General features: G+C 42.6%; 15 protein-coding genes. 9 read left to right on the top strand and 6 right to left on the bottom strand.

Going from position 1 to position 17,372, the window contains the following annotated elements:
* Positions 1-212: 212 nt before the first annotated feature.
* A complete protein-coding gene (locus VL20_RS17380; RefSeq protein ID WP_002789359.1) occupies positions 213-1,043 on the top strand; it encodes an energy-coupling factor transporter transmembrane component T family protein in 831 nt (276 codons plus the stop codon).
* Positions 1,044-1,052: 9 nt separating this feature from the next.
* Here the strand turns inward: VL20_RS17380 and coaE are convergent, their stop codons facing one another.
* Positions 1,053-1,634 (bottom strand): dephospho-CoA kinase, encoded by a 582-nt coding sequence (gene coaE / locus VL20_RS17375; protein ID WP_052277254.1) that lies wholly within the window; start codon positions 1,632-1,634, stop codon positions 1,053-1,055.
* A gap of 61 nt (positions 1,635-1,695) precedes the next feature.
* Positions 1,696-2,421, bottom strand: a complete 726-nt coding sequence (gene purC, locus VL20_RS17370; RefSeq protein ID WP_081417854.1) for a phosphoribosylaminoimidazolesuccinocarboxamide synthase — start codon at positions 2,419-2,421, stop codon at positions 1,696-1,698.
* A gap of 338 nt (positions 2,422-2,759) precedes the next feature.
* On the opposite strand from purC, the gene VL20_RS17365 reads away from it, so the two are divergent.
* On the top strand, positions 2,760-3,056 hold the full coding sequence (locus tag VL20_RS17365) for a DUF7219 family protein (RefSeq protein WP_002743720.1): 297 nt from the start codon (positions 2,760-2,762) through the stop codon (positions 3,054-3,056).
* Positions 3,057-3,115: 59 nt separating this feature from the next.
* On the opposite strand, the gene thrS is transcribed toward VL20_RS17365, so the two are convergent.
* Entirely contained in the window at positions 3,116-4,915 is a 1,800-nt protein-coding gene (thrS, locus tag VL20_RS17360) for a threonine--tRNA ligase (protein ID WP_052277252.1), read from the bottom strand.
* A 134-nt stretch (positions 4,916-5,049) separates the two neighbouring features.
* Here thrS and VL20_RS17355 point away from each other — a divergent pair, with 134 nt between their 5' ends.
* A complete protein-coding gene (locus tag VL20_RS17355) occupies positions 5,050-5,961 on the top strand; it encodes a metal ABC transporter solute-binding protein, Zn/Mn family (protein WP_052277251.1) in 912 nt (303 codons plus the stop codon).
* 90 nt (positions 5,962-6,051) lie between these two features.
* Here VL20_RS17355 and VL20_RS17350 read toward each other — a convergent pair whose 3' ends face one another.
* Together VL20_RS17350 and VL20_RS17345 are read right to left on the bottom strand one after the other, a co-directional pair.
* A complete protein-coding gene (locus VL20_RS17350; protein WP_052277250.1) occupies positions 6,052-7,149 on the bottom strand; it encodes a CobW family GTP-binding protein in 1,098 nt (365 codons plus the stop codon).
* Positions 7,150-7,403: 254 nt separating this feature from the next.
* Positions 7,404-7,841: a DUF4079 domain-containing protein gene (locus tag VL20_RS17345; protein ID WP_052277249.1), complete on the bottom strand. Its 438-nt coding sequence runs from the start codon at positions 7,839-7,841 to the stop codon at positions 7,404-7,406.
* A gap of 4 nt (positions 7,842-7,845) precedes the next feature.
* Between VL20_RS17345 and VL20_RS17340 the strand changes: the two genes are divergently transcribed.
* The 6 genes from VL20_RS17340 (at position 7,846) to VL20_RS17315 (ending at position 16,230) form a co-directional block, all read left to right on the top strand.
* A complete protein-coding gene (locus VL20_RS17340; RefSeq protein WP_128575244.1) occupies positions 7,846-10,482 on the top strand; it encodes a M1 family metallopeptidase in 2,637 nt (878 codons plus the stop codon).
* A 229-nt stretch (positions 10,483-10,711) separates the two neighbouring features.
* Positions 10,712-10,906, top strand: a complete 195-nt coding sequence (locus VL20_RS17335) for a hypothetical protein (protein ID WP_052277248.1) — start codon at positions 10,712-10,714, stop codon at positions 10,904-10,906.
* Positions 10,876-12,945: a DEAD/DEAH box helicase family protein gene (locus tag VL20_RS17330; protein WP_052277247.1), complete on the top strand. Its 2,070-nt coding sequence runs from the start codon at positions 10,876-10,878 to the stop codon at positions 12,943-12,945. Before VL20_RS17335 ends, VL20_RS17330 begins: the two co-directional genes overlap by 31 nt.
* 170 nt (positions 12,946-13,115) lie before the next feature.
* Positions 13,116-14,345 carry a restriction endonuclease subunit S gene (locus tag VL20_RS17325; protein ID WP_052277246.1) on the top strand — a complete coding sequence of 410 codons (1,230 nt, stop codon included), beginning with the start codon at positions 13,116-13,118 and terminating at the stop codon, positions 14,343-14,345.
* Positions 14,346-14,454: 109 nt separating this feature from the next.
* Entirely contained in the window at positions 14,455-14,688 is a 234-nt protein-coding gene (locus tag VL20_RS17320; RefSeq protein WP_052277245.1) for a DUF2283 domain-containing protein, read from the top strand.
* Between the two features lie 18 nt (positions 14,689-14,706).
* Entirely contained in the window at positions 14,707-16,230 is a 1,524-nt protein-coding gene (locus VL20_RS17315) for a class I SAM-dependent DNA methyltransferase (RefSeq protein ID WP_052277244.1), read from the top strand.
* A gap of 47 nt (positions 16,231-16,277) precedes the next feature.
* On the opposite strand, the gene VL20_RS17310 is transcribed toward VL20_RS17315, so the two are convergent.
* Entirely contained in the window at positions 16,278-17,318 is a 1,041-nt protein-coding gene (locus VL20_RS17310) for a sulfate/molybdate ABC transporter ATP-binding protein (protein ID WP_052277243.1), read from the bottom strand.
* Positions 17,319-17,372 lie beyond the last annotated feature (54 nt).

Genomic DNA, 17,372 nt, shown 5'->3' with positions numbered 1-17,372 from the left:
AAGCACTCCAACCCTTAGCCTGACTTGATTTCAGTTTTTTCTTTGTCAGTAAGGGTGTCAACAAGGAATATTACAAATTGTTAACCGAGTCTTGAAAGCCTTGTGCTACAAAGGTTTGAAATGTTAAGAAAGATGTGACTAAAGGACAGCTTAATAAGGGGGGCATCTGACAGTTTTTAACACCTAGCTACTTACTAACTTTTTTCCTAATTATGCAATCATTTAACTGGCAAACCGTCGATCGAGATTCTCCTTTTACTCGCCTAGATTTTCGGACAAAATTAACCATGATGATCGTGGTTACTCTCATCGCTTTTACTTGGGAAAGTCCCCTCGCTGGCGGTTTTCTAACTCTTATTGTCGCTTTAGCTTGTCTCTGGGCGGGGGTAAAATGGTCTTATCTTCTCACTATTTTAAAATTCATGGCTCCTTTTTATCTATTCTTATTAATTACCATGGGATTTTTTAATGTGGAACAGGTAAAAACTTTAACGGGAAAAACTGAATTAACTCCCTTATTAACTGTCGGTTCTACTAAAATGACTGTGGAGGGAACCCTCTACGGTTTAAATGTGATCTTTAAAACTCTCACGATGGTTTTAATTATTCCCCTCGCTATTTTTACCACCGATATAAATCAGATGATGGTGAGTTTAACTAAAGCCAGAATTCCCTACAAAATAGTCTTTATTTTTTCCTCTACCCTGCGTTTATTTCCTCTCCTAGTAGAAGAATCTCGCTCGATTATTTCTGCTCAAAGATTACGAGGATTAGCAATAGAAAAAATGGGTTGGCTGCAAAAAGGAAAAATTTATGCTTCCATCGCTGTACCTTTAATTTTAAACGCTATGGCTAAATCGCAAAAATTAGAGGTAGTTTTACAAGCTAAAGCTTTCTCTGGTGATCCCGATCGCACATTTTTACAGGAATCAATCTTAACCAATAAAGACTATTTATTAATTATTGGCTTTCTATTTTTATTGGTTTTGGCAATCATTCTCTATGTAAAATTCGGGGTGGGAAAATTTGCCTGGTTGTTTTAAGCTCAATCCCTATTGTATAGCTCGATCGATCTGAGTATATAAAGCTTCTAAATCCCCGGAATTGTCCAAAACAATATCAGCTAAGGCAATTTTTTCGGCTAAAGGCATTTGATTATTAATCCGAGCGATCGCTTGTTCTCTAGTTAAGTTATTTCTAGTCGTTAAGCGTTGAATTTGTTGCTCGAAACCGCATGAAACCACCCAAATCTCTGTGACTAAATGGGTTAATTTGGCTTCAAATAATAAAGGGATGGAAAAAACAACTATCGGGGCTTCTAACTGCTCTAAATGCCGCTTGAAACATTCTCTAACGTAGGGATGAATCTGACTTTCTAACCAGATTTTTTCCTGGGGATTATTAAAAATAATCTCTCCTAACTGTTGGCGATTAAGGGAATTATCCTCAGTTTTAACTTTTCTGCCATAACGCACAAAAATTCTCTCTAAAATTTCCGAACCTTTTTCCACTGCTTCCCGGGCATAAATATCCGCATCAAGGACGGGAATTTTGTAGATATTTTCCAAATAATGAGAAACCGTGGATTTACCACAGGCTATTCCCCCTGTTAACCCGATAATTCTTCTCGACATAAATTATTAAATTGCTAATCTCAATTAAGGTGCGTTACGCGCTCGCTAACACACCCTAAAGTTATAAACTCTCTATCTGTCGTAAAACTCTTGCTTGTACTTGTTGATAGGCAGTTTCCACATCTCCTAAATCGCGACGAAAACGATCCTTATCGAGAATGCGCGCTTGGGCATCCTCTTGGGTTTTATCCCAGAGACGACAGGTATCGGGGCTAATTTCATCACCTAGATAAATTTTGCCCGTTTTATCAACTCCAAATTCTAACTTAAAATCGACGAGAATAATCTGGCACTTATCAAAAAATTCTTGTAGATATTGATTGATTTGCAGGGCTAAATCTCGTAACTGATTGACTTGCTCCTCGCTGGCAATATCAATCACTTTTATGCGATCGGGCGTTAACAAAGGATCGCCTAAAGCATCATCCTTGAGGTAAAATTCTACAAGAGGAAAAGGTAAAACTTTCCCCTCCTTTAATCCCGTTTGCTTGCACAAACTCCCGGCGGCGATATTTCTGACTACTACCTCCAAAGGAATAATTTTAATCGCCTTGACGCGCATTTCCCTAGAACTAGGGCGATCGATATAATGGGTAGGTATTCCTAGGGATTCTAACCATTGAAATAGGGCAGTGGAGACAGTACAGTTAATTTCCCCTTTACCGACAATTTGCCCGCGTTTTTGGGCATTAAAAGCGGTGGCATCGTCTTTGTAATAAGTGAGGAGAATATCGGGATCATCGGTTTGATAGAGAATTTTGGCCTTACCTTCATAGAGTTTTTCCATAGTTATCATCCTCGGCAATTGATAAACGAAAATCGATGGTTAATCAGATAGTGGCAGCAGCAAATTTTGGCGATCAACCTAGACAAAAAATCTCCATCATCAGGGGGATGATCGTTGAGAAAAAATAATGTATAATTGCTGCTTAAAGATAAATGCCAACATTTGACGATCGAACCTTAACCTATAACCAAAAAGTGTCACGATACCAGGGGTCAACTTTTGGCGAATCAGTCAAGTTTTTACTTAAATCCTCAATCATAGCCAACAGTTGATATTATCTCCCATTACCATTACCGAAAAATCTAAAGAAATTCCGCAAAATTACCCGCCGTCGCCCTATGAATCAGAATCCTCCTAACGATGATAACCCGAATCTCCCCGATCGCCGCAAGGAGGATTTTCTCTATCCTCGCGCGCCCTACTATGGGGAATTTAAGCCAGAAAACTTGCTATTTAACGCTAATTTACAGGAATTTGCCCAAAAAGTCAGTTTTATTTGTAATCTGGAAACGGGGGGCAAAATCAGTTCTCTAGAAGCCTACCAAAAAATTAAAGCCCTCTGGAAAGACTTAAAACAGAGCAAAAAAGGCCTAGGCATTGGGGAAAATCCCTTTCAAAAAGATGATGATACCTAAAGGAAAAAAATGCTGGGACAGAAATATTTTCTGCCCCATAGAATTAGATGAGCAAACGCTTAAAAATTACCGTGATTTTGGATGGCAGTTTCTAATTTTGCCACCACTTCCTCGACGCTAATTACTCCTAAATCGCCCGTGGCACGGGTGCGAATACTTAAACTATTACTTTCCATTTCTTTTGCCCCCACCACTGCCATCACGGGTATTTTTGCGGTTTCAGCATTGCGAATCATTTTACCCAAACGTTCGCCACTGGTATCGGTTTCGGCGCGAATTCCTAACAACTGCATTTTCACTGTCACCTCTTTAGCGTAATCCAATTGAGTATCACTAACCGGTAATAATCGTATCTGGACAGGGGCTAACCAAAGAGGAAAATCCCCCGCATATTCTTCGATTAAAATACCGATTAAACGTTCCAAAGAACCAAAAGGGGCGCGATGAATCATTACCGGACGTTTACGATTACCATCTTCGGCAACGTATTCTAATTCAAAACGTTCGGGTAAATTATAATCTACCTGTACCGTTCCTAACTGCCATTCTCTTTCGAGGGCATCTTGGAAAATAAAGTCTAATTTGGGACCATAAAAAGCCGCTTCTCCGGGGGCTTCAAAATAATCCATCCCCAAAGTTTGCACCGCTTTTCTAATCGCTGATTGTGCCTTTTCCCAAGCGTCATCGGAACCGATATACTTATCCGATTCGGGGTCACGAAAACTCAATCGCGCCTTAAAATTCTTTAATTGTAAACTCTTAAACACCGTCAAAATTAAATCAACAACGCTTAAAAATTCCTTGTCTAATTGTTCGGGAGTGACAAACAAATGGGAATCATCGACGGTAAAACCGCGAACTCTAGTTAACCCGCCCAATTCTCCCGATTGTTCGTAACGATAAACTGTCCCGAATTCCGCCAAACGCATCGGCAATTCCCGATAGGATCTCAAATCACTTTTATAGATTTGAATATGAAAAGGACAGTTCATCGGTTTGAGGACAAATCCTATTTCCTTACTAGCAGATTCCTCATCGTCTGCCATCATGGGAAACATATCTTCTTTGTACTTTTGCCAGTGACCGGAAATTTTAAACAAATCGACGCGAGCAATATGGGGAGTAACTACGGGTAAATAACCGCGTTTTAACTGTTCTTTTTTCAGAAAATCTTCTAACAAAGAACGAATTAAAGTTCCTTTCGGTGTCCATAAAGGCAACCCCGGCCCGACAGAATCAGAGAAAATAAATAAACCTAATTCTTTGCCTAATTTCCGATGGTCGCGTTTGAGTGCTTCTTCCTTACGGCGCTTGTATTCGGCTAATTGTTGGGGATTTTCCCATGCCGTGCCGTAAATGCGCTGTAATTGGGCTTTATTCTCATCCCCGCGCCAATAAGCACCCGCTACCGTCTCTAATTCGATCGCTTTCGGGTCTAGTTCACTTGTATTATCTAGGTGCGGACCGGCGCACAAATCCCACCAAGCGTCCCCAAGATGATAAAGGGTGATGGGTTCTTGAATTCCCGCCAGAATTTCCAGCTTATAGGGTTCATTAATCGCTTTAATGCGCTTTTCCGCCTCTTCCCGAGAAACTTGCTCGCGAATCACCGGCAGTTTTTTATTGATAATTTTGACCATCTCTTTTTTGATGTCCTTGAGATCCTTATCGGTAAAAGGTTCCGGCACATCAAAATCGTAGTAAAATCCGGTTTCAGTCCAAGGCCCGATAGTAACTTGGGCTTGCGGGAATAATTTCTGCACCGCCATGGCCATAACATGGGAGGTGGTGTGACGAATGCGCTTGAGGTGGTCGGATTCGCTGGTTTTCGGTAGTTTAATCGGGGCTTGGTTATCCATATCTCTTCAATTTACACCTTCTCTATTCTCTATTTTAATGGTAAAAGGAGTCTTTAGTCAGGAAAAAAATCAGGATAGATATCAATGCCATTTCCCCCCATCTCTAACCTCTAACCCCTCATCTCTATTTCTCGATGAAACAACTAATTTTATCCTGTTTATTTTTGGGATTGGTTGCTTGTAATCCCTCAGTTAACACCACCGATAACCAAAAACCCAAGGTAATCTCCACCAGCACAATTATCGCCGATTTAACCGCACGAGTGGGCGGTGAAGAAATTGACCATCAAGACATTTTAAAACCAGGGGATGATCCCCACGTTTATGAACCGGTTCCCGCCGATAGTGTGGCTTTAGAAAAAGCCGATTTAATTCTCTATAACGGTTATAATCTCGAACCGGGGTTAATTAAAATGATCAATTCTACGGGAATTAAAGCTAAAAAAGTGGCCGTGGGGGAAGCAATCAAGCCGTTACAACTAGAAAAAGAGGGGCAGAAAGTACCCGATCCCCACGTTTGGGGTTCGGCGAAAAATGGGATAATTATGGTGGAAAAAATCCGAGATCAACTGATTAAATTAAGTCCCGAAGATAAAGAGATTTTTACCCAAAATGCCGCCCAATTAATCGCAGAATTAGAAAATCTTGATCGCTGGATTACTGCGGCTATTGAAACTATCCCCCCTTCCCAAAGACAATTAGTCACCACTCATGACGCTTTTCAGTATTATGCTCATGCCTACGGTTTAAAAGTTGCGGGAACTTTAATTGGCATTAGTACCGAAGAACAACCTAGCGCCCAAACGGTGAAAAATTTAGCCGATGCTATTAAAAATTTCCAGGTTCCTGCTATCTTTGCCGAGACTACTATTAATCCCGCTTTAATTACCACTGTAGCCGAAGAAGCGGGGGTGAAATTAGCACCACAACAATTATATTCTGATTCGATCGGCGCGGTGGGTACTAGGGGGGATAGTTATGTAAAAATGCTGAAAGAAAATACTCGATCGATCGTGGAATCTTTAGGGGGAAAAGTACCCGAATAAAAATAAATAATTAGGTGAAGTGGGGAAGTGGGGAATTTAGGTGATGGGGGTGTGTTACCCTAGGCTAACACCCCCGCAAGAGATGGTTATCTATTTCCCAAATCCTTTACCGTGATTGACAGCAGGTAAAATGAGACAACTGTTAATCTGTTCTTTTAGGGTTTCATGATCGAGATTTTGACCGATAAGAACTAGCTGATTTTTCGGAGTACCTTTCCATTCGTCATCTTCGAGAGTAAAACGTTTGCCACTGAGGTGAAAAATATGACGTTTAGGACTTTCATCAAACCAGAGAATACCCTTAGCGCGGAAAACGCTTTCTGGTAACTGATTATCGAGGAAATATTGGAACTTCCGAATCGAAAAAGGTTGGTCACTAGCAAAGGAAATAGAAGTAAATCCATCCACCTCTAAATGATTGGAATGGTCGTGATGATCATGATCATGATCGTGATCGTGGTGGTGATCATGATCGCAATGGTCGTGATCGTGGTCGTGGTGATGATGGTCGTGGTGTTCTTCCTCTGTGTCGAAATATTTATCCGATTCAAATAGTCCGACGCTGAGAATTAAGGGTAAAGGGACTTGACTTTTGCTAGTACGAAGAATTCTCGCTCCTTGCTTCATGTCCCGGATTCTTATTTCTAAAGAATCCACATCCGCTTCATCCACTAGATCGGTTTTATTGAGAACAATAATATCACCGTAGGTGATTTGACTTAAGGCCGCTTGCGAGTTGAATAAATCGAGACTAAAATTGGCACAATCCACCATAGTGACAATGGAATCTAAACGAGTCATTTCCCGTAATTCCGTTCCTAAAAAGGTTAAAGCTACTGGTAAAGGATCGGCTAATCCTGTGGTTTCTACGACTAAATAATCGATTTTTTCGGGACGTTCGAGAACTTTATAAACTGCTTGAATTAAATCCTCGTTAATCGTGCAGCAAATACAGCCATTATTTAATTCTACCATGCTGTCATCACTGCTGATAATCAGTTCATTATCGATACCGATTTCACCGAATTCATTGACAAGAACAGCAGTTTTTAATCCCTGTTGATTGCTGAGAATATGATTGAGTAGAGTAGTCTTACCACTACCAAGGAACCCAGTAATAATTGTTACCGGTAGCCCTTTTTTTGGCACTGACATCGTGTTAATAGCTTGTGATTCGACGGTTTGCATAATGATTTGGGGGTGAGTATTCTGTCACTAAAAAGCGATTTTTCGGGATGAGATAAGTAAGTGGTTTCAATTAAATTGAAGATAGATTTTGTCTTTGATCCCCCCTGCCCCCCTTGATAAGGGGGGTGCCGATAGGCGGGGGGATCCCCCTTAATTCCCCCTTGATAAGGGGGGGGGATGTGACAATTTTTAACATCCACTTACTTAGCTAGTTTTTCTCGATCGAACAGTCTCCACTCGATCGCCGACTATTTTTATTGTAGATATTTTTGGACCACATCCCATCCTGTTAGGGTAACAAAAAGAAAACCCAGAAACAATAAAAGATTAGTGCCGATGTGGAGAGACCGCGCTAGAGGTGGATGAGTTGTAATGTTCAGGCCGCTAATTGCCGAAACAAAAACCAGAAAAACCACCGATAAACCCGCTATCAGGTGGGAAGAGTGACCTAAACTGCCATAATGACCGATTGTTCCCACTAATCCGATTCCCAGCAGAATTAAGACCAAAGTAACCATGATCAGGCCGCTGAGGAGATGAAAGGGTCTTAACCATTTTGGTCGAGATTGGCCCGCAAGTCGTCGATAACCCATGTTTACCCCCGAAACCGCTAGTAAAAAATAGGCAAAGAGGGTAAATCCCATCGACCAAGCGGCAATTTTCCATAACCAGAGAAAGGAAGGGAGATTCATAGGGGTGGGATTATTATTAGCAAGGAAAGGGACGACCGATCGTGTTAATTTAAGTTTACCGGACAAAAATCAGCAAGTTAGGGCTAATATGTCTCATCTCACCATCGACACAGAAAATAATCAGCGTCAACCCTTTGAGTTACCCGGGGCTAAACCCCATTATAACCCCGATCGACCCGGACAAGTTAATCATATTTTTCTCGATTTAATTATTGATATTCCCCGACAAAGTTTTCAGGGCAGCTGTCAGATTACCCTCACCCCCATTCGTCGGGGAATTAGCAGTTTAACTCTGGATGCGGTGGATATAAATATTGATTCTGTGTTCATTGAAGGTATCAGTCAACCCTTTGACTATGATCGTTTTCTGCTGACCATTCATCTGCTACAACCCACCACCGATAAACCGATTATCCTGACGATTAACTATCAGGTTAAGCAACCACAACGGGGGTTATATTTTATCGGCCCCGATGAATATTATCCCGATAAACCGATGCAAGTTTGGACCCAGGGAGAAGATGAAGATTCTCGCTTTTGGTTTCCCTGTTTTGATTACCCTGGCCAATTAACTACCTCCGAAATTCGGGTGAAAATTCCCCAACCCTATATCGCTATTTCTAACGGGGAATTAATCTCGGTGGCAACCGTTGGTGAGGACAGAATTTATCACTGGTCACAAAAGCAAATTCATCCCACCTATTTAATGACTCTTGCGGTGGGAGATTTTGCTGAATTATGCGACTCATGGAATGGTGTTCCTGTCACTTATTATGTGGAAAAAGGACGGGAAGAAGAGGGCCAAAGAAGTATGGGTAAAACTCCCCGCATGATCGAGTTTTTTAGCCAAAAGTTTGGTTATCCCTATCCCTATCCCAAATACGCGCAAGTTTGTGTAGATGATTTTATTTTTGGTGGGATGGAAAATACCTCCACCACAATTTTAACCGATCGCTGTTTAATTGATCAAAGAGCCAGCATCGATCATACTTGGACAGAAAGCTTAGTTGCCCATGAATTAGCTCATCAATGGTTCGGTGATTTAGTGGTAATTAAACACTGGTCTCACGCTTGGATTAAAGAGGGAATGGCCTCCTATTCTGAGGTTTTATGGACAGAATCGGAATACGGAAAAGCTGCTGGTAGTTATTATTTATTAGGGGAAGCAAGAAGTTATTTAGAAGAAGATACTTCCCGCTATCGTCGTCCGATTGTTACTCATGTTTATCGAGAAGCGATCGAACTTTATGATCGTCATCTCTACGAAAAAGGTGCTTGTGTTTATCACATGATCCGCTCTATTTTAGGGGAAGATTTATTCGGAAAAGCGATTCAGACTTTTGTGCGGGATAATGCCCATAAAACCGTGGAAACTGTGGACTTATTACGGGCGATCGAAAAAGCGACCGGGTACAATTTATTATTCCTCTTTGATCAGTACGTTTATCGCGGTGGTCATCCCGATTATAAGGTGGCCTACAGTTGGGACAATCAGAATAATTTAGCCCAATTAACTGTCACCCAAACCCAGGACAAAAAAGAACTATTCGACTTGAAAATTCCCGTCGCTTTTGCCTATCTCAACTCTGAGGATATTACCTACAATCTGCGGATTCACCAAAAAGAACAAACTTTCTATTTTCCCCTAGCACAAAAGCCCGATTTTGTCAAGTTCGATCGGGGTAATAATTTCCTCAAAACCGTCACTCTTGAGTATCCCATCGGTGAATTAAAAGCGCAATTACAACAGGATCCAGATCCGATTTCCCGTATCTATGCAGCCATAGCCATTGCTAAAAAAGGCGGTTTAGAAGCGATCGAAGCTTTAGGGACATCCCTAGAAAATGAGCCTTTTTGGGGGGTGCGTGTGGAGGTGGTCAAACAGTTAGCGACTCTTGGTTTAGATCAGGCGGTTACTGCTTTAATTAAAGGTTTAAACGATGAAAAAGCACAAGTACGTCGGGCAGTGGTCGAGGGATTAAGTGAAATTAAAACCTTAGATAGTTATAACGCGCTTAAATCCCTACTAGAAGCCGGAGATGCTAGTTATTATGTGGAAGCGGCCGCGGCGCGAGGATTAGGCTCCATGGCCGTGGGACAATTGCAAGATCAAGAAGGGGAAATTATTGACCTGCTCAATCATATTTTACAGTTAAGAAAGGGGTGGAATGAGGTAGTAAGAGCGGGCGCAATTGGGGGTTTAAGCCAGTTAAAAACCTCGCCAGCGGCTTTAGAGTCAATTTTGACCTACACGGCTTTAGGCACGCCTCAACCCCTGAGATTAGGAGCTATCCGCGCCCTGGGAGCGATTTCTTCGGGACAAACCACGGATAAATTAACCGTAATTTTGGAACGTTTAGAAACTATTGCCAAGGAAACTTTTTTCTTGACGCAGGTGGCACTGTGTAACGCTTTAGGACAGATAGAAAATGCCAAAGCTATCGCTATTTTACAAGCTTTGAGCGATCGAACTCCCGATGGTCGTGTCCGTCGTGTAGCCGAGGAAGCAGTACAAAAAGTCCAGAAAAAATTGGGTTCCGAGAAAGCAATTCAGGAAATTCGCGAGGAATTAGAAAAAATGAAACAGGAAAATCAGGAACTTAAAAGTCGTTTGACCAAATTAGAGGCGAAAAATAGTTAGTTAACCTGAGTTATCAGTTATCAGTTATCAGTTATCAGTTATCAGTTAAGTCGGTAGGCGTTAAAAATTATCAGACACCCCCTTATCAAAGGGGGGATTAAGGGGGGATCCCCCCGCCTACCGGCACCCCCCTTATCAAGGGGGCAGGGGGGATCGAACCTAAAATCCATTTTTAATTTAATTATAACCAGCTACTTATCAGTTATCTGTTTACTGTCTTGAGAGAACCATGGGATTAGGAGAAACAGACACAAGAGCCAAATTAATTGACCCCGTCCTGCATCAAAGAGGATGGACCGAGGATTGTCTCAAGCGAGAAGAAACCCCGGGGGCCATTCAAATTATCGATGGGGAAGCCGAACGCGCTAGGGAAGGATTGATTATACCCTGCGAGTGGCCGTCAGTAGCGACAGCCAACCCTTAGCCGTCGCCCTAATAGAAGCAAAAAAGGAAGATGCGCCCCCCACTGAAGGCTTAGAACAGGTTAAACGCTATGCCAAAGGGTTAAATGTACCGTTTGTGTACTCCTGTAACGGTCATCTTTTTGTCGAATATGATCGCACGACGGATATAACTTCACCCCCTCAACCCCTCAGCCAATTTCCCACCCCGGCCGAACTGAGGGGGAGATACGAGCAGTATCTAGGCTTCAGCCTAGCAGAGGAGGTCGCCCGTCCCCTGCTGACTCCTTATAAGGGGGGAGAAGGAGGACGGCGTTACTACCAAGATGCTGCCATCCGCGCCGCTTTGGAAAAAATTGCCCGCTGCCAGCAAACAGGCTCCCCGGCGCGAGTCCTTCTAACCCTGGCAACGGGCGCGGGTAAGACTTTTATTGCCTGTAACCTACTGCGAAAAATAGCAGATGCCGGACAGTTGCGGCGGGCGTTATTTGTCTGCGATCGCGATGAGTTGAGAACCCAGGGGGCGGCGGCTTTGCAAATTGCCTTCGGTTCCGATGCGGCGGAAGTAGAAAAGAACCAACCCCACAAGAATGCCCGTGTTTTAATTGCCACCTATCAAACCCTGAATGTGGACAAGGAAGAGGACATGGGGAATTTTTTAACCACCCATTACCCAGAAAATTACTTCAGCCATATCATCATCGATGAGTGTCACCGTTCCGCATGGGGTAAGTGGTCGCAAGTTCTCACCCGCAACAGTGAGGCGGTACAGGTGGGATTGACGGCAACTCCCCGGGAATTGGAGTTTACAGAAGACTCGCCCGAATCAGAAGCCGATAGACAAATCACCGCCGATAATATGGCCTATTTTGGCGAACCCGTCTATGAATACGACATCGGACAAGGGATAGAGGATGGCTATCTTGCCGCCTGCGAAATTGTTAGGAGTGCCATCAACCTCGATGACACGGGCATTACAGTGGAGGAGGTCATCAGCAGAAATCCCCTTGATGCCAACACGGGACAGCCCATCCCAGAGGCAGAAATTAGGGAAATGTACGAGAAAACCAGTTATGAGCGGTTAATTTTGCTCCCTGACCGTGTGATGGCGATGGCGGGGGATTTATTCAATCATTTGTTAACAACGGGGGAAGTGGAACAGAAAACGATTATCTTCTGTGTTAATGACCGCCATGCTGATGCTGTAGCCATTGAGATGAATAATCTCTATGCTCGTTGGTGTGCCGCTAAGGGGGAAAAGCCGAAGGATTATTATGCCTTCAAGTGTACGGCCAAATCTTCGGGTAATGACTATTTGCCGGATTTAAAGGGCAGTTCCCGTTCCCATTTTGTCGCGACGACGGTAGATCTTTTAACCACCGGTGTTGATGTCCCCAATGTGAGAAATATTGTCTTTTTTAAATATGTCAATTCTCCCATTAGTTTTTATCAAATGGTAGGGCGGGGGACGCGGTTGGATCTACCCACTAATAAGTTAATGTTTCGGGTGTATGACTACACTAATGCTACCCGTTTATTTGGGGAGAAGTTTCTCGATAAGTTAGCCACCAAAAAGGGGACGGCGGCGGAACCAAAGGAAAGGCAGCAACGCCAGGTTATCTCCGTTGAGGGGTTCGAGGTAAATATTACTCCGGTGGGGCGCTATATTCTGACGACGGTAGGCGGAGAAACGAAGCCGATAACGGTAGAAGAGTATCGAGAGAGGCTGGCGGAATCCTTGGTTAATCAGGTGACTAATTTGACCTTATTTCGTTCAATTTGGGTTCAGCCGGAGGAGCGGGGGAGGTTATTACAAATACTGCCCGATGGGGGGCGATCGGCAAGTATAATTAGGACACTAGATGAGTTGGAAGCTTGCGATTTATTTGATGTTTTGGGAGAGTTGGGTTATGGTTTGCACCGTCTGACTCGTCTGGAAAGAGCGGAAGCTTTTAGTTATAAACAGGAGGATTGGTTACGCGAAATGCCAGAAGAAACGGCGGCAACAGTTAGGGCGATCGCTTCTCAGTTTGCTAACGGGGACGGAAGGATTAGAAAATAAGCTCATTTTTCAAGTGCCGGAAGTGACTAAGGCTGGGGGTTTGTCGGCGTTAAAGTTAGTAGGTAAACCCTCTGAGATCATACAGGAAACTAAGATAAGATTGTTTGCCGCTTAGGGTTTTTAATTGGGGATTGGTATTTGAATGTTTATGATTGGGCAAGGGAGTTATTATGAGTCAGGAAAATGATCGGCAGTTGCCCGATGGTTGGCAGTGGGTAAAGTTGGGGGATGTTGCTGATTTGAAAAACGGCATTAATTTTACTAGCAATCAGAAAGGCTCTGGAATATTGACTGTTGATGTTTTGAATATGTACCCTAACGGTATTTATCTCGAAGTCAATGATCTATATAGAGTTGACATTAAATCTAATAACGAATATATGTTACAAACAAATGACATTTTATTTGTTAGATCATCAGTTAAAGAAGAAGGAGTAGCATGGACAACTCTTTTTTCTGGACATACTGAGCCTGTAACTTTCTGTGGATTTATTATCCGTGCTAGATTTCTAAATCCAGAAATATCACCTGAGTATTTTGTTTATTATTGCCGTTCAGAAGCTATTCGTAATTTTTTAGTAAATAAATCTACAAGAGGAACGATTACTAACATTAATCAAGAGAGTTTAAAAACATTAAAAATCCCTCTCCCACCCCTAAGCGAACAAAAGCGAATAGCCGCCATTCTTAATGAACAGATGGAAGCGGTAGAAAAGGCACGAAAAGCAACAGAAGCACAGTTAGAAGCTGCCAAGGCTTTACCTGCTGCCTATCTTCGGGCTGTTTTTGAAAGTGAGGAGGCTAATTCTTGGGAGAGGAGAAAGTTAGGGGATATTGCTCGTCTTATTAGTGGTGGTACACCCTCACGAAACAATTCCTCAAGCTTCAAAGGCACTATAGCTTGGGTTAAAACTTTAGATCTTAATTGTGAGGTTGTTAAAGAAACAGAAGAATATATTTCTGAAACTGCTTTTGATGAAATTCGAGGGGAAATGCTGCCAGTTGGCTCTGTGATGATTGCCATGTATGGTGGTGGTGGAACTATTGGAAAATCTGGAATCTTAGGCTTACCTGCTGTTACTAATCAAGCAATTTGTTCGATTTTGCCAAACTATAATGTTTTTATTCCTGAGTTCCTACACGCATGGGTATTAAATTTTAGACCTAAATGGATGGACTATAGTAGCGGCAACCGAAGAGATCCCAACATTAAAAAAGGAGTTATTTCAAATATTGAATGCCCTTTTCCAACAGTTGAAAAACAAAAACAAATCGCCTCAACTCTAACCGAACAAATGCAAGAAGTGGAACGACTGAAACAGAACTTAAAAGAGCAACTCGACACCATTAATAAACTCCCCGCCGTCTTATTGCGCCGCGCCTTTAAGGGAGAATTATAGTTATGCAAACAATAGACATAGAAAAAACACAGCAAGCATGGACAGATTTAAACCAAATACTGTTCATACCTCGTGCCGAATCAGAAGAAAATCGCTATTATTTTACTAAATGACAGAAAACCTAATTATCAAATATGACCCAACGGGAGACATTCTCTATATCAATAAATGCGCTCCCTATCCCGAACAAGAATCAGAAGAATTAGGAGATGATATTATTGTGAGAGTCAACCCCCAAACCGAAGAAATCGAAAACCTAGAAATCCTATTCTTTTCTCAAATACTGCAAGAAAAAAACGAACTCCAACTCCCCCTCATTGCCAATCTCCGCTTGGCAGGTTAGACAAATTAGGTAAACTCAATGGCTAAAAAAAACAGCAACGACAACGGTAAAACCTTCACCACCCAACAGGGACTTAACAGCTACATCAAAGGCATCTGCGACATCATGCGGCGTTCCAACTGTGCCGGTGCTTTACAGTACGTCCCCGAACTCAGTTGGCTACTGTTCCTCAAAATCCTTGACGACACCGAACAGCGAGAAGCGGAAGAAGCGGAAGCCGTGGGGGACTCTTTTGCCGATTCCATCCCCGAACCCTACCGTTGGCGAGATTGGGCCAACCCTGAAGGCAACCGCCGCCTTAACCTGCAAATGGGGCAAATGGGTCAATTTCTGCCCTTTGTCAATGAAGAAGTCATTCCCTACCTCAAAAGCCTCAAAAACAAACCCCAAGCCACCCCCCGCCAAAAAATTATCAGTGAGGTCATATCCAGTGTCGAACGAGTCCGCATCGACACCGAAACCAACCTGTTAGACATCCTCGATAAAATCCACGAAATCGACTACATTGACCCTACCCACATCTTCCCCATCTCCCAAGTTTACGAGGGATTGCTGTTGAAAATGGGAGAAAAAAACAACGATGGCGGTCAATTCTTTACCCCCCGAGAAGTCATCCGGGCAATGGTCAAAGCCATCGCCCCCCAAGTAGGAGAAACCATCTATGACCCCTGCTGCGGTACGGGCGGATTCCTGGCCCAATCCTACGAATACATCCGCGATTTCCTAGCAGATGACATCACCCCCGAACAGCTAGAAACCATCAAACTAAAAACCTTTTACGGAAGGGAAAAAGAGAACCTCATCTACCCCATTGCCCTCGCTAATTTAGTCCTACACGGCATCGATTACCCCCACCTCTGGCACGGCAACACCTTAAACCGAGAAGTCATCTATGGCGACCTGTTCCAAGATGCTCCGCCCCAGTTCGATATTATCCTCACTAACCCCCCCTTTGGCGGCAAAGAACACAGGACCGTACAGGCACAATTTGCCTATAAAACCAGTGCCACTCAAGTCCTATTTTTACAGCACGTTATCGATAGTTTGAAACCGGGGGGACGCTGCGGCATCGTCCTAGATGAAGGGGTGTTATTTCGCACCAATGAAAATGCTTTTGTCCAGAGCAAACGAAAACTATTAAACGACTGTAATCTCTGGTGTATCGTTAGTTTGCCCGCGGGGACTTTTGTGGCTGCCGGTGGGGGTGTTAAAGCTAACATCCTCTTTTTTACTAAAGGCAAACCCACTGAAAAAATCTGGTATTATGACCTGTCCGATGTCAAAGTTACCAAGCGCAAACCCCTGATGATGAATCACTTTCAGGAGTTTATAGAACTATTACCCAACCGAGAAGATAGTGAGAGGAGTTGGACAATCACCCGTGAAGAAATCGAAGCCAAAAACTTTGACCTCAAAGCTGTCAATCTTAACACCAAAGTAGATGAAGATAAAAGCACCGCCAAGGAATTGCTAGATTTTATTGAGGAGAAAGGTAAAGAAGTTGCTCTAACTCTATCAGTGCTGAGAAAGTGGCAGCGGTGAAGGTCACTTATAGCTTTATGAAAAACTCTTTAATAAACCTGGAGTTTTTAAATTGAGTAATCGATAACTTTCTCACTTTTATTGTCAAAATCAGTGAGTAAAGTCGCTTTTCTTGGTTTTAAATGTACCGTTTGTTCTGGTTGTAACTGTAATTGCTTGTATTCCTCACGATTGAGATAAGCCACCACCATTTCCCCATCGGCTAACATTAATTCTACTTGTATTTCCCAGCCTAAATGAATAACTCTTTTTACCACTGCCCAACTATTCAAACCATCTTGTTCGGGCATAATTTCCAGGTCGTGGGGACGGATAAAAACGGTGGAATTATCACCCGGATGATGTCCATTTCCTAATCCTGCTAAACTGGGTAAGATATTCACTTCCCCAATAAATTGCATCACAAAAGGTGTGGCAGGATGATCGTAAATTTCGGCGGGAGAACCCACCTGTTCAATTTTACCATGATTCATCACGACAATCGTATCGGCTACTTCCATTGCTTCCTCTTGATCGTGGGTAACAAAAACACTGGTAACGTGAACTTCTTCGTGTAAATTTCTCAGCCATACCCTTAATTCTTTTCTAACTTTTGCATCTAAAGCTCCAAAGGGTTCATCTAATAATAATACATTCGGTTGAATGGCTAAAGCGCGGGCTAAAGCTACTCGCTGCCGTTGTCCTCCCGATAATTGGGCGGGATAGCGATCGCCTAATCCTTGTAATTGAATTAATTCTAATAATTCCTCAACTTTTTTCTTAATTACTGGCGATTTTTGCTGGCGAATTTCTAGACCAAAAGCAATATTTTGACGAACAGTTAAATGTTTAAATAGGGCATAATGTTGAAAAACAAAGCCGATATTTCTCCGTCTAGGCTCCAGATGGGTGGTATCTTGTCCGTTAATAATAATCGCACCACTGTCGGGAGTTTCTAATCCCGCAATTGAACGTAATAAGGTGGATTTTCCCGATCCCGATGGTCCAAGAAGGGCGACTAATTTACCTTCAGGAATGGTTAAATTGATATTATCTAAAGCTTGAAAGTTGCCGAAACGTTTAGAAACTTGCTGGATGGTAATACTCATATTTTAGGTTTTTTGTAGTTAAGTAAGTAGGTGGGTGGAATTAAATATAAGACG

The sequence above is a fragment of the Microcystis panniformis FACHB-1757 genome, from assembly GCF_001264245.1.
GTDB classification, from domain to species: domain Bacteria; phylum Cyanobacteriota; class Cyanobacteriia; order Cyanobacteriales; family Microcystaceae; genus Microcystis; species Microcystis panniformis.
This window is presented reverse-complemented; position numbering and strand designations above follow the sequence as displayed.

Coding starts and splice junctions, on each gene's coding strand:
- VL20_RS17380 (WP_002789359.1), top strand. CDS start 213: ATGCAATCATTTAACTGGCAAACCGTCGATCGAGATTCTCCTTTTACT.
- coaE (WP_052277254.1), bottom strand. CDS start 1,634: ATGTCGAGAAGAATTATCGGGTTAACAGGGGGAATAGCCTGTGGTAAA.
- purC (WP_081417854.1), bottom strand. CDS start 2,421: ATGGAAAAACTCTATGAAGGTAAGGCCAAAATTCTCTATCAAACCGAT.
- VL20_RS17365 (WP_002743720.1), top strand. CDS start 2,760: ATGAATCAGAATCCTCCTAACGATGATAACCCGAATCTCCCCGATCGC.
- thrS (WP_052277252.1), bottom strand. CDS start 4,915: ATGGATAACCAAGCCCCGATTAAACTACCGAAAACCAGCGAATCCGAC.
- VL20_RS17355 (WP_052277251.1), top strand. CDS start 5,050: ATGAAACAACTAATTTTATCCTGTTTATTTTTGGGATTGGTTGCTTGT.
- VL20_RS17350 (WP_052277250.1), bottom strand. CDS start 7,149: ATGCAAACCGTCGAATCACAAGCTATTAACACGATGTCAGTGCCAAAA.
- VL20_RS17345 (WP_052277249.1), bottom strand. CDS start 7,841: ATGAATCTCCCTTCCTTTCTCTGGTTATGGAAAATTGCCGCTTGGTCG.
- VL20_RS17335 (WP_052277248.1), top strand. CDS start 10,712: ATGGGATTAGGAGAAACAGACACAAGAGCCAAATTAATTGACCCCGTC.
- VL20_RS17325 (WP_052277246.1), top strand. CDS start 13,116: ATGAGTCAGGAAAATGATCGGCAGTTGCCCGATGGTTGGCAGTGGGTA.
- VL20_RS17320 (WP_052277245.1), top strand. CDS start 14,455: ATGACAGAAAACCTAATTATCAAATATGACCCAACGGGAGACATTCTC.
- VL20_RS17315 (WP_052277244.1), top strand. CDS start 14,707: ATGGCTAAAAAAAACAGCAACGACAACGGTAAAACCTTCACCACCCAA.
- VL20_RS17310 (WP_052277243.1), bottom strand. CDS start 17,318: ATGAGTATTACCATCCAGCAAGTTTCTAAACGTTTCGGCAACTTTCAA.